The organism is Bradyrhizobium sp. AT1 (assembly GCF_001590795.1).
GTDB lineage: Bacteria > Pseudomonadota > Alphaproteobacteria > Rhizobiales > Xanthobacteraceae > Bradyrhizobium.
This window is the reverse complement of sequence record NZ_JXDL01000001.1, coordinates 4,843,369-4,864,642: the sequence shown is the minus strand read 5'-3', so window position 1 is coordinate 4,864,642 and position 21,274 is coordinate 4,843,369. Positions and strand designations below refer to the sequence as shown.

The following is a 21,274-nucleotide window of genomic DNA, read 5'->3' as shown; positions in this document are numbered from 1 at the left end:
CGCTGCGCGCCGACCTCTCCCGCAAGCGGGAGAGGCAAGGGAGCCCACGGCAACCATCGTCTCCCGGGTCTGAGAACGCCAACTGGCCGCTTGGAAAGCTGAGGGTCCACTGCAATCACGCCACGCCCCCGATCCGCAGCTCCCGCGATTCGATCCCGAGCGGAGCATGGGTCGCCGCGATGATCATCCCGCCGCGCGACAGGTGCTGGCGCATCAGGCCGGCGAACATGTCCTGTCCCGCCACATCCAGCGCATTGGTCGGCTCGTCCAGCAGCCAGACCGGGCGGCGGACGGTCAGCAGGCGGGCCAGTGACAGCCGGCGGCGCTGGCCGGCGGACAGGAACCCAGCAGGCAGATGGGTGGCATGGTCGAGCCCGACGGTGGCGAGACTTTCGGCCGGCTCAAGGCGCTCGCCGCCGAGAAAATCAGCCCAAAAGGTGAGGTTTTCCGACACGCTGAGGGCCGGCTTCAGGGCATCGCGATGGCCGAGATAGTGGCACTGCTCCGGCAGCGTCATTTCGGCGTCGCCCCCGTCCAGTACGATCGTCCCGCCCGCCGGCACCAGCAGGCCCGCGATCAGCCGCAGCAGCGAGGTCTTGCCCGATCCATTGCGGCCGACGACCGCCACCGCCTCGCCGGAGACGGCCGCGAAATCGAGCCCGGCAAACACCTGCCGGCCGCCGCGCACGCAGGTCAGCCCGTGGCCGGAGAGCTGCATCTCGCCTCGTTTCAGTTCACTCAAAGCCGGGCCTCAGGAAAACTTGGGGTAGCGCATGGGAATTTTTGGCTCGCGGTTGCTGCGGCACGATTGTGGCTGTGGCGGCGCGGTTAGAAAGCTTCTATAAGCCCGGAACTACTTGATGCAGCAACTCAACCTGCCCCTGCAAGCGGCCCAGCCTAGATGTGCTGACGGTGTTAAAATACCCTGCCGGGTATAACTAACAATTGGGATCTCCTACATGACCTCGCTCGACAGCTTCAAATGCAAAAAGACCCTCAAGGTCGGCGCCAAGACCTATGTCTATTACAGCCTGCCCACGGCCGAGAAGAATGGTCTGAAGGGAATTTCCAAACTTCCCTATTCGATGAAGGTCCTGCTCGAGAACCTGCTGCGCAACGAGGACGGGCGTTCGGTCAAGAAAGAGGACATCGTCGCCGTCTCGAAATGGCTGCGCAAGAAGTCGCTGGAGCATGAGATCGCCTTCCGTCCGGCCCGTGTCCTGATGCAGGACTTCACCGGCGTGCCCGCGGTGGTCGACCTCGCCGCGATGCGCAACGCGATGCAGAAGCTCGGCGGCGACGCCGAGAAGATCAATCCGCTGGTGCCGGTCGACCTCGTCATCGACCACTCCGTGATCGTGAACTTCTTCGGCGACAACAAGGCCTTCGGCAAGAACGTCGCCGAGGAATACAAGCAGAACCAGGAGCGCTACGAGTTCCTGAAGTGGGGCCAGAAGGCGTTCTCGAACTTCTCGGTCGTGCCGCCCGGCACCGGCATCTGCCACCAGGTCAATCTCGAATATCTCTCCCAGACGGTGTGGACCAAGAAGGAGAAGATGACGGTCGGCAAGAAGACCGGCACCTTCGAGGTCGCCTATCCGGATTCGCTGGTCGGCACCGACTCGCACACCACCATGGTCAACGGTCTCGCCGTGCTCGGCTGGGGCGTCGGCGGCATCGAGGCGGAAGCCTGCATGCTCGGCCAGCCGCTGTCGATGCTGCTGCCCAACGTCGTCGGCTTCAAGCTGAAGGGCGCGATGAAGGAAGGCGTCACCGCGACCGACCTCGTGCTGACAGTGACGCAGATGCTGCGCAAGCTCGGCGTGGTCGGCAAGTTCGTCGAGTTCTTCGGCCCGGGCCTCGACCATCTCTCGGTCGCCGACAAGGCCACCATCGCCAACATGGCGCCGGAATATGGCGCGACCTGCGGCTTCTTCCCGGTCGACGCCGCCGCGATCGACTATCTCAAGACGTCGGGGCGCGCCGCGCCGCGCGTCGCGCTGGTGCAGGCCTATGCCAAGGCGCAGGGCCTGTTCCGCACCGCCAAGTCGGCCGATCCGGTGTTCACGGAAACGTTGACGCTCGATCTCGCCGACGTCGTGCCGTCGATGGCTGGTCCGAAGCGCCCCGAAGGCCGCATCGCGCTGCCCTCGGTCGCCGAAGGTTTTTCGCTCGCGCTCGGCACTGAGTACAAGAAGGCGGAGGAGCCCAACAAGCGCTTCGCCGTCGAAGGCAAGAACTTCGAGATCGGCCATGGTGACGTCGTGATCGCCGCCATCACCTCCTGCACCAACACCTCGAACCCGAGCGTCTTGATCGGCGCCGGCCTCTTGGCGCGTAATGCCGCCGCCAAGGGCCTGAAGGCCAAGCCGTGGGTGAAGACCTCGCTCGCCCCGGGCAGCCAGGTCGTCGCCGGCTATCTCGCCGATTCCGGTCTGCAGAAGGATCTCGACAAGGTCGGCTTCAACCTGGTCGGCTTCGGCTGCACCACCTGCATCGGCAATTCCGGTCCGCTGCCGGAGGAGATCTCGAAGTCGATCAACGAGAACGGCATCGTAGCCGCCGCCGTGCTCTCCGGTAACCGCAACTTCGAAGGCCGCGTCTCGCCGGACGTGCAGGCGAACTATCTCGCTTCGCCGCCGCTGGTCGTCGCCCACGCGCTCGCGGGCAGCGTCACCAAGAACCTCGCGGTCGAGCCGATCGGCGAAGGCAAGGACGGCAAGCCGGTGTACCTGAAGGACATCTGGCCGACGACGAAGGAGATCAACGCCTTCATGAAGAAGTTCGTGACCTCGGCGATCTTCAAGAAGAAGTATGCCGACGTGTTCAAGGGCGACGCCAACTGGCGCAAGATCAAGACGGTCGAGAGCGAGACCTATCGCTGGAACATGTCCTCGACCTACGTGCAGAACCCGCCCTATTTCGACGGCATGAAGAAAGAGCCGGAGCCGGTCACCGACATCGTCGAGGCGCGCATCCTCGCCATGTTCGGCGACAAGATCACCACCGACCACATCTCACCGGCCGGCTCGATCAAGCTCACCTCGCCCGCGGGCAAATATCTCAGCGAGCACCAGGTGCGTCCCGCCGACTTCAACCAGTACGGCACGCGCCGCGGCAACCATGAAGTGATGATGCGCGGCACCTTCGCCAACATCCGCATCAAGAACTTCATGCTCAAGGGCGCGGACGGCAACATTCCGGAAGGCGGCCTCACCAAGCACTGGCCCGACGGCGAGCAGATGTCGATCTACGACGCCGCGATGAAGTACCAGCAGGAGCAGGTACCGCTGGTGGTGTTCGCCGGCGCCGAATACGGCAACGGCTCCTCGCGCGACTGGGCGGCCAAGGGCACGCGTCTGCTCGGCGTGCGCGCCGTGATCTGCCAGAGCTTCGAGCGCATCCATCGCTCCAACCTGGTCGGTATGGGCGTGCTGCCGCTGACCTTCGAGGACGGCACCTCCTGGTCGTCACTCGGCCTCAAGGGCGACGAGAAGGTCACGCTGCGTGGCCTGCAGGGGGACCTCAAGCCGCGCCAGAAACTGACCGCGGAAATCGTCTCCGGCGACGGCTCGCTGCAGCGCGTCTCGCTGCTCTGCCGCATCGATACGCTGGACGAGCTCGATTACTACCGGAACGGCGGCATCCTGCACTACGTGCTGCGCAAGCTCGCGGCTTAAGCGCGAATTTGTGAACGATGGCTCACTGCGACGTGAGTAGAAGGTTAAACGAAGGCGGCCTATCACAAGGCCGCCTTCGTGCGTTTGCGGCATGTTTCAGATGGGCCCGTCCGGCGGGAAATCGCCTGGATGGTGAACATGCCGCGCCCCGTAAGACTACGGTGACCATCCGGCGATAAGATCACCCTTCCCACGAGCAATGGTGTGCGGCGTTCGACATGACAACAATGACGGCTTCTCATCTGGTTTCACGTTGGTCCGGTGCCCTCTGGTCGGGCGCGATCGGCATCTGTGCGATCGTCGCCGTCATCCGTCCCGCGCAGGCTGATCCCCGCGCCGTTGTCGAATTGTTTACCTCGCAGGGCTGCTCGTCCTGTCCGCCCGCCGACCAGATCATCGGCGATCTCTCCAAAGACCCCTCGATCATCGCGCTGAGCATGCCGATCGATTATTGGGACTATCTGGGCTGGAAGGACACGCTGGCGGATTCGCGCTTCTCTGCACGCCAGCGTGCCTATTCGCGCATGCGCGGCGACCGCGAGGTCTACACGCCGCAGGTCGTGGTCAACGGCTCGACCCACGTCATCGGCAGCGACCGCACCGGCATCGAGAATGCCATCGGCAAAACCGACAAGGGCAACGGCGTGATGAGCGTGCCGGTGACGATGTCGCTCGCGGGCAAGCAGATCAACGTGTCGGTGGCTGCGAGCAACGAGCCGGCCGTCTCGCATGGCGAGGTCTGGATCTGCTCGATCGCCAAGTCGGTGCCGATCGCGATCACCCGCGGCGAGAATCGCGGACAGCAGGTCACCTATCACAACGTGGTGCGCAACCTGCTCAAGGTCGGTGACTGGACCGGCCGTTCCGAAAGCTGGACGGTGCCGATCGAGAACCTCACGCGCGACGGCGTCGACGGCGCGGTGGTCTATGTCCAGGACGGCAGCCGGGAGAAGCCCGGTCCGATGCTCGGCGCGGCATACACATCGCTGCATTGAAGTCAGCAGCGATCCTGCAGCGATCCTTAAGACAGTCAGTCTCTCGTCATTCCGGGGCGCGCCACTTGGCGCGAGCTATGGTGCGCAATTGCGCACCTGAGAATCCATCGATCCGCTTGCTGCGTTGAGAAATCGATTCCGGGCTCGCGCTTCGCGCGCCCCGGAATGACAAGCGTCAGCAACATTCCGACGCAAACAAAAAAGGACCAACTTGCGTTGGCCCTCCTTGTCGCGCGTACAGACCCGATCCTGTTCGACCCCGGGGGGCTGGGGGCTGAGGAATCCGGAACCGAAAGGACCGGGTCAACGCACGTGAGTCTTTTCGCAATGCAGGGCGGCGGGCAATGGGCGGAAAAGCGGCGATCCTGTGATTCCTTCTAACGATCCCGTGACGGTTTGCCGCGACAGAGTTCCACCTTTGCGTGTGCAGTGAGTCGGACCTGATTCGATGGGTTGAACTCGACGCATGGCCTGGTTCCATCAAGAGCCTTGCGGCGAGCAACGGTTGGCGCAATCATGCCATTGTCATGATCCCTGGTTCCGGGGACGGTTCGTGGGGCCGGGGTCATGTCATGCGATGATGTGCGATGAGGAGGCTCTCCATGAGTCTGATGTCGGAGGATGCCGATCCCAGCGAGCAGCGCGCGGCGGCGCGTCCCGCCGCTGCGAACGCGCAGCAGACGAACCGGGTCACTTTCAACCGGCTCGAGCTGCACCGTATTCTCAATCTCTATGGCCGCATGGTCGCCGACGGCGAGTGGCGCGATTATGCCATCGACTTCCTGAAAGACCGTGCGGTGTTCTCGGTCTATCGCCGCGCCTCGGAAGTGCCGATCTATCGCATCGAAAAGGATCCGCGCCTCGCGCGCAAGCAGGGCATGTACAGCGTGATCTCGGCGACCGGCCTGATCCTGCGCCGCGGCCATGAGCTCGAGCGCGTGCTGCTGGTGATCGATCGCAAGCTGGCGGTGGTGTGACGAGACTTTGTAGCCCGGATGGAGCGCAGCGCAATCCGGGTAAGTCAAACCCCGGATGAACCTGCCCGGATTACGCTGCGCTCCATCCGGGCTACAGGCGCCGAGCCCTATTTCCCCGGCACCGTGCTCGCGCCCTCGCCGAGGTCGCGTTGCATCATCACCGTGTCCAGCCAGCGGCCGAATTTCAGGCCGACATTGGGATGCGTGCCGATCATCTTGAAGCCGCCTTTGGTATGCACGCCGATCGAGCCGGCATTGGCGGAATCGCCGATCACCGCGATCATCTGGCGGAAGCCGCGCGCCTCGCATTCGGTGATCAGCCGCTCCAGCAGCTTTGAGCCGACGCCGCGGCGGTGGAAGCTTGGATCGAGATAGATCGAGTTCTCGACCGTGAAGCGATAGGCCGGCCGCGGCCGGTAGGCGCCGGCATAGGCATAGCCGGCGACACGGCCGTCGAGCATGGCGACGAAATAGGGATAGCCGCCGTCGACCAGAGCGCGATAGCGGCGCGTCATCTCGGCGAGGTCGGGCGGCTCCAGCTCGAACGTCGCCGTGCCTTCGCGGACGGCCTGCTGGTAGATGGAGGTGATGGCGGGAAGGTCGGCCTCAAGGGTGGGCCTGATGTCGGGTGCGGTCATGGGGGGTAGATTAGAGCGTTCCCTCGGGCGCTGGAAGAGACCCCGCTGCCCCAACATCCGTCATTGCGAGCGCAGCGAAGCAATCCAGAAATGCATCCGCGGAGGGACTCTGAATCGAGCCCGCGTAGCCCGGATGGAGCGAAGCGAAATCCGGGGCAGGTTCATCCGCGGGCTCGACCTTCCCGGATTACGCTTGCGCTCCATCCGGGCTACGGAGCACGGGGTGCGGCTGCCATCCCCCAAACAAAAACCCCGGCCTCTCGGCCGGGGTTCGTGTCCGTTCTCTCGTCGTTGCGCTTAATCGCGCTGACCGAGGAGCTGCAGCAGCAGCGTGAACAGGTTGATGAAGTTCAGGTACAGCGACAGCGCGCCGGTGACGGCCGCACGTTCTGCGATGTCACCGCCGGCCGAAGCGTAGCCGTAGATGTAGTCGTTCTTCAGCCGCTGCGTATCCCAGGCGGTGAGGCCCGCGAACACCAGCACGCCGACCACCGACACGATGAACTGCAGCATCGAGCTCGCCAGGAACAGGTTCACCAGGCTCGCGATGATGATGCCGATCAGGCCCATGAACAGGAACGAGCCCATGCCGGTCAGGTCACGCTTGGTGGTGTAGCCGTAGAGGCTGAGCGCACCGAAGGTCGCCGCGGTGATGAAGAACACCCGCACGATCGAGGTGTGTGTGAACACCAGGAAGATCGACGACAGCGAGATGCCCATCAGCGCCGAGAACACCCAGAACAGGATCTGGGCGGTCGAAGGCGCGAGACGGTTGATGCCCGCCGAGATCACGAACACCATGGCGAGCGGCGCGAGCATGAACAGCCACTTCAGCGGGCTGACGAACATCGCGTAGCCGAACGGCGTCAGGAACAGCTTGCCGACGCGGACCGCGTCCGCGGTCGGAACGTCGGTCACGGCGGCCATGTAGACGCCGAGCGCGGCAAGGCCGGTGATGGCCAGGCCGATGCTCATGTAGTTGTAGATGCGCAGCATGTAGGCGCGCAGGCCGGCATCGACCGTCGCGGCGTCAGCACGCCCGGCGGCCCTGCCGAAAGGAGAAGCGTAGTTACGGTCTAGGTCCGACATGGTCGAATTCCCGTTGGTTGGTCCGGTCCGGCATGAAGGGTTGCCATGCCGCCGGTTCGTCAAACTTTATCTCGGATACCGATGTGAGCCGACTAAATTTTGGCTAACAATCGGGACTCCGAACCCATTCGATATGTGGGAAACTAACACATCCGCTGCAACCTTCCACGCGCGGCTGAATGTCGCCCTCCGCGGCAATCCTGACGCGAACCTGACGAGCAGTCGTGGTTAATCGCAGGAATCGTGCGATTCCGCATCCGTGCGGCCAGCCGCTACATTTTGTCACAAATTCCGCAACACCGTGGCGGGCTTTTTGTTCAATGCCAGCAGCGTGCCGGCGAGCCCGAGCCCGACGGTGACGACCAGCGCGGCCGCCACCACGCCGGCCGCGCTGCCGGCCTGCCAGACGAAGCTCAGCGTCATCAGGCGCGTCACGATCATCCAGGCAGCCAAGCTGCCGGAGATCACGCCGAACAATGCGGTCGCGAGCCCGATCAGGAGGTATTCGAGCGCATAGGCGCCCAGCAGCCGCAGCCGCGTCGCGCCGAGCGTCTTCAGGATCACCGCATCGTAGACGCGGTGGCGATGGCCGGCGGCGAGCGCCCCGCCGAGCACCAGGATCGCCGAGATCAGGGTCACGGCGCTGGCGCCGCGAATCGCCAGCGCCAGATTGGTCACGACCGAGCCGACCGTCTCCATCACCTCGCGCACACGTACGCTCGTCACCATCGGATAGGCGTCGGCGACCTGCTTGATGATCTTGCCGTCGCCCGCCGCGGTTCCACCGGTTTCCGTCAGCGTCGCGATATGGGTGTGCGGGGCGCCCTTGAAGGCGTTGGGCGAGAACACCAGGACGAAATTGATACCCATGCCCTGCCAGTCGATGGTGCGCAGATTGCCGATTCTGGCCGGGATGTCGCGGCCGAGCACGTTGACGACCACCTCGTCGCCGAGCTTGAGGCCGAGCCCGTCGGCGATCTTCTTCTCCATCGAGACCAGTGGCGGGCCGGAATAATCGGCGCTCCACCATTCGCCCTCGACCACCTTGGAGCCCTTCGGCAGCTCGCCGGTATAGGTCAGGCCGCGGTCGCTCTGCAGCACCCATTCGGAATCGGTGGTCGGCTTGAGCTCTTCGGCGCGCACCCCGCGCGCGGCGACGATGCGTCCGCGCAGCATAGGCACGTCCTCGACCGTCGCACCCGGCGCGATCTGGCGGAGATAGTCGTCGAACGGTGCGGCCTGCGTGCTCGGGATGTCGATGAAGAAGAACGACGGTGCGCGGTCGGGCAGGGCCGCCAGGAACTGGCGGCGCAGATTACCGTCGATCTGGGTGATGGTGACGAGCACCGCGAGCCCAAGGCCCAGCGACAGCACGACCGAGGGGGTCAGTGCACCCGGCCGGTGGATGTTGGCGATCGCAAGCCGCAGCATCGGCAGCCGCGTTCGCGGCAGCCGCCGCGCGATTGCCATCAGCAGGACGGCGATGCCCCGCAGCAGGGCGAACACGACGACGGAGGAAGCCACGAACACCGCGGCGATGCGCTTGTCGAACGACAGCCCGATCACCACGGCGATCAGCAGCGCGATCACGACGCCCATGAACACGAGATAGCCCGCGCGCGGGCGGTGCCATTCCGAGCTGATGGTGTCGCGGAACAGCGCGGCGACCGGCACGTCGTGGACGCGTCCGAGCGGCCACAGGCCGAATGCGAGCGCGGTCAGGAGGCCATAGAGGAAGGACAGCGCGAGCTCGTCGGCATGCACGGCCGGCACCACCGGCAGGGGCAAGAGCTTGCCGAACAGGCCGACGATGGCAAAGGGCATGGCGGCGCCGAGCGCAAGGCCGATGATCGAGCCGATGGCCGCGAGCAGCAGAACCTGCGCGAGATAGATGCCGAACACGTCGCGTCCCGTGGCGCCGACGGCCTTGAGCGCCGCGATCACTTCGAGCCGGCGGTCGATATGGCTCTTCACGGCATTGGCGACGCCGACACCGCCGACCAGCAGCGCGGCGAGGCCGACCAGGGTCAGGAACTGGGTGAATCGGCTGATGTTGCGCTCGAGCTGCGGCGACGCGTTGGAGCGGCTGCGGATCTCCCAGCCGGCCTGCGGCGCGGCGCTGCGCGCATCCGCGATGAAGGCGTCGGTGGCGCGCTCGTTGTTGGCTACGTCGGGCAGCTTCACCCGGTAGACCCAGCGCACCAGGCTGCCGGGCTGGATCAGGCCGGTGGCGCGCAAGGCCTCCTCACTGATCAGGAAGCGCGGGCCGAAGCCGATGCCGCCGGCGAGCTTGTCGGGCTCTGCCTCGACGGTCGAACGAATCTGGAAGGTCGCAGAGCCGATGGTGACGCGGTCGCCCGTCTTCAGCGACAGCCGCGCCAGCAACGTCGGATCGGCGGCAGCACCGAACGCGCCGTCCTGCTCCGCGAGCAGCTCGGGCATCGGCAATTGCGGTTTCAGCGTCAGCTGGCCCAGCATCGGATAGGTGTCGTCGACCGCCTTCATCTCGACCAAGGCGAGCTGGCCGTCGGCCGCGCGCGCCATGCCGCGCAGGGTGGCCGCGGTCGACACCGTGCCGCGCGAGCGCAGGAAGGCGACCTCTTCAGGTTTCGCTTCGCGCTGGAACAGCACGAAGGAGACGTCGCCGCCGAGCAGCGTGCGGCCCTCGCGGGCGAGACCATCACTCAGGCTCGCCGACACCGAGCCGACGCCGGCGATGGCCATCACGCCGAGCGCGATGCAGGCGATGAAGACATAGAAGCCGCGCAGGCCCCCGCGCAATTCGCGCAGCGCATAGCGCAACGACAATGCGATTCCGTTCGGCTTCGCGAACGATTCGGCCACCGTGCTCATGCCGGCGCCGACTGCGTGTCGATGCGGCCCGAGCGCAGGCGGATCACGCGATCGCAGCGATGCGCGAGCGAGGAATCGTGCGTGACCAGCACCAAGGTCATGCCGCGTTCGGCATGCTTGCTGAACAAGAGATCGACGATCTGTTTTCCCGTCGTCTCATCGAGATTGCCGGTCGGCTCGTCGGCAACGAGGATGGCGGGATCGGGCGCCAGCGCGCGGGCCAGCGCGACGCGCTGCTGCTCGCCGCCGGAGAGCTGCGTCGGATAGTGATGCAGGCGGTCGCCGAGACCGACGGATTGCAGCTCCTGCGCCGCGCGCTTCGCGGCGTCCGGATTGCCGGCAAGCTCGAGCGGCACCGCGACGTTCTCCAGCGCCGTCATGGTCGGGATCAGATGGAAGGACTGGAACACGATGCCGACCTGTCGGCCGCGGAAGCGGGCCAGCGCGTCCTCGTCGAGGGCATTGAAAGGCGTGCCCGAGACCACCACCTCTCCGCTATCAGGACGCTCCAGCCCCGCCATCACCATCAGCAGCGTGGATTTGCCCGAGCCTGACGGGCCGATCAGGCCGATCGTCTCGCCCGAGGCGACCCGCAAGCTGATATCCTTGAGGATGTGAACGCGTGCCGCGCCCGTACCCAATGACAGATTGACGTTGGAGATGGCGATGGTGTCCGCGGCAGCGGCGAGCGAAGAGGTTTCGATGCGAGTGTCCATGGTCCGGTCATATGGCAACTCCGATAGCGCGGTCGAGAGGCGTTACGGATTGTTCATGCACATAGCCGTGTTGATGCTCGCTTTGATGACGATCGCGACAACGCCGTCGTCGCAGGCGCAGCCGGCGGCCAAGCCGATCAGGCTGGTCGTGCTCGGTGATTCCCTGAGCGCCGGCCTTGGCCTCCCGGCCCAGGAGGCGTTTCCCCAGAAGCTTAAAAAAGCCTTGCAGGCCAAAGGCATAGCGATCGAGATGACCAATGCCGGCGTGTCCGGCGACACCACTTCCGGCGGCCGCGACCGGCTCGACTGGTCGGTGCCCGAGGGAACGGAAGGCGTCATCGTCGAGCTCGGCGCCAACGATGCGCTGCGCGGCATCGATCCCGATTTGACGCGCGCCGCGCTCGGCGACATCATCCAGCGGCTCAAGGCGCGGAAGATTCCGGTGATGCTGTGCGGCATGCTGGCGCCGCCGAATTATGGCACCGATTATGCCGCGCGCTTCAATTCGATTTATCCGGAGCTTGCGAAAAAATTCGACGTGCCGCTCTATCCGTTCTTCCTCGAGGGCGTTGCCGCCGATGCCAAGCTCAACCAGGCCGACGGCATTCATCCGACCGCTGAAGGCGTCGACATCATCGTTGGCAACATCATGCCCACGGTGGAGGCATTCATTGGCACGATCGCTGGGCAACGAAGTTGAAATGCAGGCAGCGCGGCCCGTAATTCCCAGGGATTTACCGGGGTAGCGCCGGCCAAGCTTCGCAGAGTCACACAACTGCGATAGGAATTAGGGTACCGGTGATTCGTCGCCGGCTCTAATTTGGATATGATCCTGCTCGAAGGATCGTAGCCAAGCATCGGGAGTGCGAAACGATGCCGCGTTTGTTCACGGGTCTGGAAATTCCGGCCGAGATCGGCCAGTCGCTTTCCAACTTGAGGGGCGGCCTTCCCGGCGCCCGGTGGATCGATCCCGAAAATTATCACGTCACCTTGCGCTTCATCGGCGATATCGACGGCGTCTCCGCCAACGAGATCGCCTCGATGCTGTTTCGCGTCGACCGCAAGCCGTTCGAGGTGAAGGTGCAGGGCCTCACCAGCTTCGGCGGCCGCAAGCCGCGCGCCGTCGTTGCGACCATCGCGCCGAGCAAGCCGCTGATGGAATTGCAGGCCGAGCTCGAGCGCATGATGCAGCGGATCGGTCTCAATCCCGAGGGGCGTAAATACATCCCGCACGTCACGCTGGCCCGCCTGCACGACGCCACCGACCGCGACGTCGCCGACTATCTGTCGCTGCGCGGCTACTTCCCGAGCAAGGCGTTCACGGCCGAGCGCTTTGTCTTGTTCTCGTCGCGCGCCTCGACCGGCGGCGGCCCGTATGTGGTCGAGGACGCTTACGAGCTGTGTGAGTAGGTCTCGTGCCCCGGACGCTGCGCAGCGCGAAGCGGTGCGCTGCTGAGCCGGGGCCCATCTCTCCACGAAGGCAATGAACGAAACAGTGGGTCCCGGCGCTGCGCAGCAGCGTTGCACGCCGCAGCGCGTCCGGGACGCGAATCCGCATACCCCGTCCACCAATTGACGGCTTGCAATTTCCCCCGGTCTCTGGCGGTAAAGGGCCATGCTCTCGACCCCCAGTTCCCCCTTCAGCGAAGCCTATCAGGCCCAGATCGCCTCCGGCGCGATCGAGCCCGATGCCGCGCAGGCCGAGGTCGCCGAGGCCTATGCCGCGCTCGACCAGCGGCTCGCGACCTACAAGCCGCAGCGCAAGCAGGGCTTGCTCGCCCGCCTGTTCAGCAGCAGCGACAAGGATGACGTCCCGCGCGGGCTCTACATCCATGGCGAGGTCGGCCGCGGCAAGACCATGCTGATGGATCTGTTCTTCCAGCATGCGACCGTCGAGCACAAGCGGCGCGCGCATTTTCACGAATTCATGGCCGACGTGCATGAGCGCATCTACGACTATCGCCAGGGCATCGCGCGCGGCGAGATCGCCGACGGCGACGTCATCGCGCTGACGGCGAATGCGATCTTCGAGGAGAGCTGGCTGCTCTGCTTCGACGAATTCCACGTCACCGACATCGCGGATGCGATGATCCTCGGACGCCTGTTCGCAAAATTGTTCGAGCTCGGCACCGTCGTGGTCGCGACCTCCAACGTCGCTCCCGACGATCTCTACAAGGGCGGCCTCAACCGCTCGCTGTTCCTGCCCTTCATCAAGCAGATCACCGACCACATGGACGTCGCGCGGCTCGATGCGCGCACCGACTTCCGGCTGGAGAAGCTGCAGGGCGTGCCGATGTGGCTGACGCCGGCGGACGCCAATGCCGATGCCGCGCTCGATCGCGCCTGGTCGCGGATGTCGGGCGGCGCCAAATGCCGCTCGCGCGACATCTCGATCAAGGGCCGCATCCTCCACGTGCCGTGCTCGGCTCACGGCGTGGCGCGGTTCTCGTTCGCCGATCTCTGCGAGAAGCCGCTCGGCGCATCCGATTACCTCAGGCTGGCGCACGACTACCACACCATCCTGGTCGACCATATTCCAGTGATGGATCTCTCCCAGCGCAATGCCGCCAAGCGCTTCATCACGCTGATCGACGCGCTCTATGACAATGCCGTGAAGCTGATGGCCTCGGCCGACGCCAACCCGATCTCGCTCTATCTTGCCCATGAGGGCAACGAGGCCATGGAGTTCAAGCGGACGGCCTCGCGGCTGATCGAGATGAGCTCGGAATCCTATCTGGCGCTGGCGCACGGCCGCAAGGATTCCACGGCCAGCGGCTCCACCAAGGGCCTGGTGGAGACTTAAGTCCTATTTCACCATCTTCCTGGCCGTCATTCCGGGGCGTCGCGAAGCGAAGAGCCCGGAATCCATTCATCGGCGCGCCCTGCCGCCCGATGGATTCCGGGTTCGTGCTCCGCACGCCCCGAAATGACAGGGCTGCGTGCCCGAGGCTGCGCCAAGCCCGACAATTGGGCATCCGGCGACTTGAACGGGGAAAGCGAAAGGGATAACCACCCTCTCAGTTTTCCCTCCTTACGTGTCTAAAGGACAGGCTCACATGGCGCGCGACAAGATTGCTTTGATTGGCTCCGGTCAGATCGGCGGAACGCTGGCTCACCTCATCGGCCTGAAAGAACTGGGCGACGTCGTGATGTTCGACATCGCCGAGGGCGTGCCGCAGGGCAAGGCGCTCGACATCGCGCAGTCCTCGCCGGTCGACGGTTTTGACGCGCATTACACCGGCGCCAACTCCTACGAGGCGCTCGACAACGCCAAGGTCTGCATCGTCACCGCCGGCGTGCCGCGCAAGCCCGGCATGAGCCGCGACGACCTCCTCTCCATCAACCTCAAGGTCATGGAGCAGGTCGGTGCCGGCATCAAGAAGTACGCGCCCGACGCCTTCGTCATCTGCATCACCAACCCGCTCGACGCCATGGTCTGGGCGCTGCAGAAGGCTTCCGGGCTGCCGCACAAGAAGGTCGTCGGCATGGCCGGCGTGCTGGATTCGGCGCGCTTCCGCTACTTCCTGGCCGACGAGTTCAACGTTTCGGTCGAAGACGTCACCGCCTTCGTGCTCGGCGGCCATGGCGACACCATGGTGCCGCTGGTGAAGTACTCCACCGTGGCCGGCATTCCGCTGCCCGACCTCGTCAAGATGGGCTGGACCTCGCAGGCGCGCCTCGACGAGATCGTCGACCGCACCCGCAACGGCGGCGCCGAGATCGTCAACCTGCTCAAGACCGGCTCGGCCTTCTACGCGCCGGCCGCGTCCGCGATCGCGATGGCCGAGAGCTATCTGCGTGACAAGAAGCGCGTGCTGCCGTCGGCCGCCTACCTCAACGGCGAATATGGCGTGAAGGATATGTATGTCGGCGTGCCCGTCGTGATCGGCTCCAAGGGCGTCGAGCGCGTCGTCGAGATCGAGCTCGCCGGCAAGGACCGCGAGGCCTTCGACAAGTCGGTCGGTGCGGTGCAGGGCCTGGTCGACGCCTGCAAGAAGATCGCGCCCGATCTTCTCGGCCGCTAAGGCGCAACAATCCCCGCCGAAGACCGAAACCCGGTCTTCGGCGGTTTCATTTCCGGGGCCCGTTGTCGGGACTGGCCCCGGGTCGGCAGTCCAGATCGATGTCAGAGAATCCGGGTTGCAGTTCCTGTGGTATATGGTATGCCAGCCACAAGACTGAGGTGGGCCCTAGAGGTCACCGCCCGCGGGTTCAGGGAGCGACCATATGAATATCCATGAATATCAGGCCAAAGCGCTGCTGCATGAATTCGGCGTTCCGATTTCGCGCGGCGTAGCGGTTCTCAAGGCCTCGGACTCCGACGCCGCCGCAAGACAGCTTCCCGGCCCGGTCTGGGTTGTGAAGAGCCAGATCCATGCCGGCGGCCGCGGCAAGGGCAAGTTCAAGGAGGCGTCTGCGGGGGACAAGGGCGGCGTCCGCATCGCCAAGTCGGTCGAAGAGGTCAACGAATTCGCCAAGCAGATGCTGGGCGCCACGCTGGTGACCGTGCAGACCGGTCCCGCGGGCAAGCAGGTCAACCGTCTTTACATCGAGGACGGATCGAACATCGACAAGGAATTCTACCTCTCGATCCTGGTCGACCGCGAGACCTCGCGCGTCTCCTTCGTGGTGTCGACCGAAGGCGGCGTCAACATCGAGGACGTCGCACACAACACGCCCGAGAAGATCGTCACCTTCTCGGTCGATCCCGCCACCGGCATCATGGGCCATCACGGCCGCACCGTTGCGAAGGCGCTGAACCTATCGGGCGACCTCGCCAAGCAGGCCGAGAAGCTCACCGCGCAGCTCTACGCCGCCTTCGTCGCCAAGGACATGTCGATGCTGGAGATCAATCCGCTCGTCGTCACCAAGGAGGGCGAGCTCCGCGTGCTCGACGCCAAGGTGTCGTTCGATGACAACGCCCTGTTCCGCCATCCCGAGATCGCGGTGTCGTTGCGCGATCTGACTGAGGAAGACGCCAAGGAAATCGAGGCGTCGAAATACGACCTCAACTACGTCACCCTCGACGGCAATATCGGCTGCATGGTCAACGGCGCCGGACTTGCCATGGCGACGATGGACATCATCAAGCTCTACGGCATGGCGCCGGCCAACTTCCTCGACGTCGGCGGCAGCGCCAGCAAGGAGAAGGTCGCAGCGGCGTTCAAGATCATCACCGCCGATCCCAACGTGAAGGGCATCCTGGTCAACATCTTCGGCGGCATCATGAAGTGCGACGTGATCGCCGAGGGCGTCACGGCGGCGGTTCGTGAAGTCGGCCTCAGCGTGCCCTTGGTGGTCCGCCTCGAAGGCACCAATGTCGAGCTCGGCAAGAAGATCATCAGGGAATCCGGACTGAACGTGGTGCCCGCCGACAATCTCGACGACGCCGCGCAGAAAATCGTGAAGGCCGTCAAGGGAGGCTAATTCCATGGCCCAGGACCATCTCGCCGCATCATCTCCGCTTCCCGAGCACGCGCGTCTTTCCGCGTTCGCCGGCGAATGGGATGGCGAAGAGATGGTCTTCCCGTCGCGCTGGACGGCGGGCGGGCCGGCAACCTCGCGCACCGTCGCGCGCATGGATCTCAATGGATTTTATCTGATCCAGGACAGTGTCCAGATGCGCGATGGCAAGCAGGTGTTCGCCACCCACGGCCTCTTCACCTACGACCGCGACGACCGGACCTACAAATTGTTCTGGTACGATTCGCTCGGCTACACGCCGCCTTCGCCCGCCTCCGGCGGCTGGGTCGGCAACACCCTGACGCTGGTGCGCGGCTCGCTCCGCGGCAATGCGCGCCACGTCTACGAAATCATCAACGAGGATTCCTACTCGTTGAAGATCCAGTTCTCGCCGGATGCGGAAGGCTGGGCCGACGTGCTCACCGGCGTCTACCGCCGCATCCACTGACCCTCTCACTCCGTTAGTTTCGCGAAAGCAGACCTCATGTCCATCCTGATCGACAAGAACACCAAGGTCATCTGCCAGGGCTTCACCGGCAAGAACGGCACCTTCCACTCGGAGGCCGCGATCGCGTACGGCACCAAGATGGTCGGCGGCACCTCGCCGGGCAAAGGCGGCGCGACGCATCTGGGCCTGCCGGTGTTCGACACCGTGCGCGAGGCGCGTGAGAAAACCGGCGCCGACGCCTCGGTGATCTACGTGCCGCCGCCGGGCGCGGCGGACGCGATCTGCGAAGCCATCGACGCCGAGGTCCCGCTGATCGTCTGCATCACCGAGGGCATTCCCGTCATCGACATGGTGCGCGTGAAGCGCTCGCTGGCCGGCTCCAAGTCGCGCCTGATCGGGCCGAACTGCCCGGGCGTCATGACCGCCGGCGAGTGCAAGATCGGCATCATGCCCGCCAACATCTTCAAGACCGGCTCGGTCGGCATCGTCTCCCGCTCCGGCACGCTGACCTATGAAGCCGTGTTCCAGACCTCCCAGGAAGGCCTCGGCCAGACCACCGCGGTCGGCATCGGCGGCGACCCGGTCAAGGGAACCGAGTTCATCGACGTCCTCGAAATGCTGCTGGCCGACCCCAAGACCGAATCCATCATCATGATCGGCGAGATCGGCGGTTCCGCCGAGGAGGACGCCGCCCAGTTTCTCAAGGACGAGGCCAAGCGCGGCCGCAAGAAGCCGATGGTCGGCTTCATCGCCGGCGTCACGGCCCCTCCCGGCCGCCGCATGGGCCATGCCGGCGCGATCATTTCGGGCGGCAAGGGCGATGCCGGTTCCAAGACCGAAGCGATGAAATCGGCAGGGATTACAGTGTCCCCGTCGCCCGCGCGCCTCGGCCATACGCTTGCCGAAAAGTTGAAAGGCTAATTCACTCCTTCGTACTTTTCCGGGCGAAGTTTCGCAGCAAATAGGGTAAAGGGTGCCTGTCGCGCCGAGCCTCTGCCGGGGAGCTCGGCGTCAGCGCCGTTTGTTATGCGCGAACCGAAATCGCCAGGAACTCCAGTATGTCTCGCCAGGACGCGAACGCAGCCTTTGCCTTGTCATCCTTTTTGCAGGGCACCAACGCCACCTACATCGACGAAATCTACGCCCGCTACGAGAAGGATCCGTCCTCGGTCGATGCCGAGTGGCAGGAGTTCTTCAAGAGCCTGAACGACCAGCCCGCCGACGTCCGGAAGAACGCCGAAGGCCCGTCCTGGGAACGCGACAACTGGCCGCTGACCCCGAAGGACGACCTGACCTCCGCCCTCGACGGCAACTGGGCTGAAGTCGAGAAGGCGGTCGGCACCAAGATCGCCGCCAAGGCGCAGGCCAAGGGCGCCGACATCTCCTCCGCCGACCTGCTCCAGGCGACGCGCGACTCGGTCCGCGCCTTGATGCTGATCCGCTCCTACCGCATGCGCGGTCACTTCCACGCCAAGCTCGATCCGCTCGGCATCGAAGCCCAGCGCAACCGCGAAGAGCTCGATCCGCGCACCTACGGCTTCAGCGAAGCCGATTTCGACCGCAAGATCTTCCTCGATCACGTGCTCGGCCTCGAATACGGCAGCTTGCGTGAGATCACCGCGATCTGCGAGCGCACCTACTGCCAGACGCTCGGCGTCGAGTTCATGCACATCAGCAACGCCGCGCAGAAGGCCTGGATCCAGGAGCGCATCGAGGGACCCGACAAGGAGATCTCGTTCACCCGCGAAGGCCGCAGAGCGATCCTGATGAAGCTGGTCGAAGCCGAAGGCTTCGAAAAATTCTGCGACACCAAGTTCACCGGCACCAAGCGCTTCGGCCTCGACGGCGGCGAAGCGCTGATCCCCGCGCTCGAGCAGATCATCAAGCGCGGCGGCAATCTCGGCGTGAAGGAGATCGTGCTGGGCATGCCGCATCGCGGCCGCCTCAACGTGCTGACGCAGGTGATGGGCAAGGCGCACCGCGCCCTGTTCCACGAGTTCAAGGGCGGCTCGGCCAACCCCGACGCGGTCGAAGGCTCCGGCGACGTGAAGTATCACCTCGGCGCCTCCTCGGACCGCGAGTTCGACGGCAACCGCATCCATCTGTCGCTGACCGCCAACCCCTCGCATCTCGAGATCGTCGATCCCGTCGTGCTCGGCAAGGTGCGCGCCAAGCAGGACCAGCACGGCGATCCCCCGGATATGCGCATCTCGGTGATGCCGCTCCTGATGCACGGCGACGCGGCGTTCGCAGGCCAGGGCGTGGTCGCGGAGTGCTTCGGCCTGTCGGACCTGAAGGGCTACCGCACCGGCGGCTCCGTGCACTTCATCGTCAACAACCAGATCGGCTTCACCACCTATCCGCGCTACTCGCGCTCCTCGCCCTATCCGTCGGACGTGGCGAAGATGATCGATGCGCCGATCTTCCATGTGAACGGCGACGATCCGGAAGCCGTGGTGTTCGCGGCCAAGGTCGCGACCGAATTCCGGCAGAAGTTCCACAAGCCCGTCGTCATCGACATGTGGTGCTATCGCCGCTACGGCCACAACGAGGGCGACGAGCCGGCCTTCACCCAGCCGGTGATGTACAAGCGCATCGCGGCCCATCCCTCGACGCTGACCCTTTACTCCAAGCGCCTGATCGCCGAAGGCGTGGTCACCGAGGGTGAGGTCGACAAGCTGAAGGCCGACTGGCGCGCCCGGCTCGATGCCGAGTTCGAGGCCGGCACCTCCTACAAGCCGAACAAGGCCGACTGGCTCGACGGCAAGTGGTCCGGATTCAAGATCGCCGATCAGGAAGAAGACGCCCGTCGCGGCGTCACCGGCGTCGACCTGCCCGTTCTGAAGGACATCGGCCGCAAGATCACCAAGGTGCCGGACGGTTTTCGCGTCCATCGTACCATCCAGCGCTTCCTCGACAATCGCGCCAAGGCGATCGACACCGGTGCCGGCATCGACTGGGCGACCGGCGAAGCGCTGGCGTTCTGCACGCTGCTGCAGGAAAACCACCATGTCCGTCTGTCGGGACAGGATTCCGAGCGCGGCACGTTCTCGCAGCGCCATTCGGTCCTGATCGATCAGGAGACCGAGAACCGCTACACGCCGTTCAACCATCTCGGCAACGAGCAGGGCCACTACGAGGTCATCAACTCGCTGCTGTCGGAAGAAGCCGTGCTCGGCTTCGAATACGGCTACTCGCTCGCCGAGCCGAACACCTTGACGCTGTGGGAAGCCCAGTTCGGCGACTTCGCCAACGGCGCGCAGGTCGTGTTCGACCAGTTCATCTCCTCGGGCGAGCGCAAATGGCTGCGCATGTCCGGCCTCGTCTGCCTCTTGCCGCACGGCTATGAGGGCCAGGGACCGGAGCACTCCTCGGCGCGCCTCGAGCGTTTCCTGCAGATGTGCGCCGAAGACAACATGCAGGTGGTCTACCCGACCACGCCGGCGAACTATTTCCACGCGCTGCGCCGGCAGCTGCACCGCGAGATCCGCAAGCCGCTGATCATGATGACGCCGAAATCGCTGCTGCGTCACAAGCGGGCGGTGTCGCGTCTCGAGGAGCTGGCGAAGGGCACGACCTTCCACCGCATCCTGTACGATGACGCCCAGATGCTGCCGAACGAGGCCATCAAGCTCGTTCCGGACGAGAAGGTCCGCCGCATCGTGCTGTGCTCCGGCAAGGTCTATTACGACCTCTACGAGGAGCGCGAGAAGCGCGGCATCGACGACATCTATCTGATGCGCGTCGAGCAGCTCTATCCGGTGCCGCTGAAGGCGCTGGTGGCCGAGCTGTCGCGCTTCAAGAAGGCCGAAGTGGTGTGGTGCCAGGAAGAGCCCCGCAACATGGGTGCCTGGCACTTCATCGAGCCCTATCTGGAATGGGTGCTGAACCAGGTGAACGGCGCGAGCCGGCGTCCGCGTTATGTCGGCCGCGCCGCTTCCGCCGCGACGGCGACGGGTCTGATGTCCAAGCATCAGGCTCAGCTGAAGGCGTTCCTGGACGAAGCACTGAGCTGAAGTTTTTTTGGACGCTGTCATCGCCCGCGAAGGCGGGCGATCCAGTACGCCGTGACGGTCGTGATGATCACGAACGCCGCGGAGTACTGGATGCCCCGCCTTCGCGGGGCATGACACCTGTAAAATTCTCGACCGCACCGGCGATCCCTTAAGGAAAAGACCATGACTGAAATTCGTGTGCCGACGCTCGGCGAATCCGTCACCGAGGCCACCATCGGCCGCTGGTTCAAGAAGGCCGGCGACCCGGTCGCCGTCGACGAGCCCTTGGTGGAACTCGAGACCGACAAGGTTACCATCGAAGTCCCGGCGCCCTCCGCGGGCACGCTGAGCGAGATCATCGCCGCCGATGGCGCCACCGTCGCGGTCGGCGCGCTGCTCGGCCAGATCACCGATGGTGCC

17 protein-coding genes are annotated in these 21,274 nt (G+C 64.6%); 12 read left to right on the top strand and 5 right to left on the bottom strand.

Annotation, left to right across the window (positions count from 1 at the left end):
* Positions 1-115: 115 nt before the first annotated feature.
* The gene (ccmA, locus tag SE92_RS22540) at positions 116-718 is read right to left on the bottom strand and encodes a heme ABC exporter ATP-binding protein CcmA (protein WP_063198471.1); all 603 of its coding nucleotides are present in this window, start codon (positions 716-718) and stop codon (positions 116-118) included.
* Between the two features lie 241 nt (positions 719-959).
* On the opposite strand from ccmA, the gene acnA reads away from it, so the two are divergent.
* The 3 genes from acnA (at position 960) to SE92_RS22520 (ending at position 5,652) form a co-directional block, all read left to right on the top strand.
* Positions 960-3,680, top strand: a complete 2,721-nt coding sequence (gene acnA / locus SE92_RS22535; RefSeq protein WP_063198469.1) for an aconitate hydratase AcnA — start codon at positions 960-962, stop codon at positions 3,678-3,680.
* A gap of 218 nt (positions 3,681-3,898) precedes the next feature.
* The gene (locus tag SE92_RS22530) at positions 3,899-4,675 is read left to right on the top strand and encodes a DUF1223 domain-containing protein (protein WP_063198467.1); all 777 of its coding nucleotides are present in this window, start codon (positions 3,899-3,901) and stop codon (positions 4,673-4,675) included.
* A gap of 602 nt (positions 4,676-5,277) precedes the next feature.
* A complete protein-coding gene (locus SE92_RS22520) occupies positions 5,278-5,652 on the top strand; it encodes a DUF2794 domain-containing protein (RefSeq protein WP_063198464.1) in 375 nt (124 codons plus the stop codon).
* 107 nt (positions 5,653-5,759) lie between these two features.
* On the opposite strand, the gene SE92_RS22515 is transcribed toward SE92_RS22520, so the two are convergent.
* From SE92_RS22515 to SE92_RS22500, 4 genes are all read right to left on the bottom strand, one after another.
* The gene (locus SE92_RS22515) at positions 5,760-6,290 is read right to left on the bottom strand and encodes a GNAT family N-acetyltransferase (protein WP_063198462.1); all 531 of its coding nucleotides are present in this window, start codon (positions 6,288-6,290) and stop codon (positions 5,760-5,762) included.
* A 297-nt stretch (positions 6,291-6,587) separates the two neighbouring features.
* Complete coding sequence (locus SE92_RS22510) at positions 6,588-7,379, bottom strand: Bax inhibitor-1/YccA family protein (protein WP_063198460.1); 792 nt, start codon at positions 7,377-7,379, stop codon at positions 6,588-6,590.
* Positions 7,380-7,661: 282 nt separating this feature from the next.
* Positions 7,662-10,232: an ABC transporter permease gene (locus tag SE92_RS22505; protein ID WP_063198459.1), complete on the bottom strand. Its 2,571-nt coding sequence runs from the start codon at positions 10,230-10,232 to the stop codon at positions 7,662-7,664.
* A complete protein-coding gene (locus tag SE92_RS22500) occupies positions 10,229-10,948 on the bottom strand; it encodes an ABC transporter ATP-binding protein (protein WP_063198457.1) in 720 nt (239 codons plus the stop codon). The genes SE92_RS22505 and SE92_RS22500 overlap by 4 nt, the downstream gene beginning before the upstream one ends.
* A gap of 55 nt (positions 10,949-11,003) precedes the next feature.
* On the opposite strand from SE92_RS22500, the gene SE92_RS22495 reads away from it, so the two are divergent.
* The 9 genes from SE92_RS22495 to SE92_RS22455 form a co-directional block, all read left to right on the top strand.
* Positions 11,004-11,648: an arylesterase gene (locus tag SE92_RS22495; RefSeq protein WP_063203706.1), complete on the top strand. Its 645-nt coding sequence runs from the start codon at positions 11,004-11,006 to the stop codon at positions 11,646-11,648.
* 173 nt (positions 11,649-11,821) lie between these two features.
* Positions 11,822-12,358, top strand: a complete 537-nt coding sequence (gene thpR, locus SE92_RS22490) for an RNA 2',3'-cyclic phosphodiesterase (RefSeq protein WP_063198455.1) — start codon at positions 11,822-11,824, stop codon at positions 12,356-12,358.
* Positions 12,359-12,563: 205 nt separating this feature from the next.
* Complete coding sequence (gene zapE / locus SE92_RS22485) at positions 12,564-13,751, top strand: cell division protein ZapE (RefSeq protein ID WP_063198454.1); 1,188 nt, start codon at positions 12,564-12,566, stop codon at positions 13,749-13,751.
* 253 nt (positions 13,752-14,004) lie between these two features.
* Positions 14,005-14,973: a malate dehydrogenase gene (gene mdh, locus SE92_RS22480; protein WP_008145224.1), complete on the top strand. Its 969-nt coding sequence runs from the start codon at positions 14,005-14,007 to the stop codon at positions 14,971-14,973.
* Between the two features lie 202 nt (positions 14,974-15,175).
* Entirely contained in the window at positions 15,176-16,375 is a 1,200-nt protein-coding gene (gene sucC, locus SE92_RS22475) for an ADP-forming succinate--CoA ligase subunit beta (protein WP_063198452.1), read from the top strand.
* 4 nt (positions 16,376-16,379) lie between these two features.
* Entirely contained in the window at positions 16,380-16,859 is a 480-nt protein-coding gene (locus SE92_RS22470; RefSeq protein ID WP_063198451.1) for a DUF1579 family protein, read from the top strand.
* A gap of 36 nt (positions 16,860-16,895) precedes the next feature.
* Positions 16,896-17,780 carry a succinate--CoA ligase subunit alpha gene (gene sucD, locus SE92_RS22465; RefSeq protein WP_063198449.1) on the top strand — a complete coding sequence of 295 codons (885 nt, stop codon included), beginning with the start codon at positions 16,896-16,898 and terminating at the stop codon, positions 17,778-17,780.
* A 137-nt stretch (positions 17,781-17,917) separates the two neighbouring features.
* Entirely contained in the window at positions 17,918-20,875 is a 2,958-nt protein-coding gene (locus tag SE92_RS22460) for a 2-oxoglutarate dehydrogenase E1 component (protein ID WP_063198447.1), read from the top strand.
* A 162-nt stretch (positions 20,876-21,037) separates the two neighbouring features.
* Positions 21,038-21,274, top strand: a 237-nt coding sequence (locus SE92_RS22455) for a biotin/lipoyl-containing protein (protein WP_283806788.1), incomplete at its 3' end; no start/stop codon positions are given.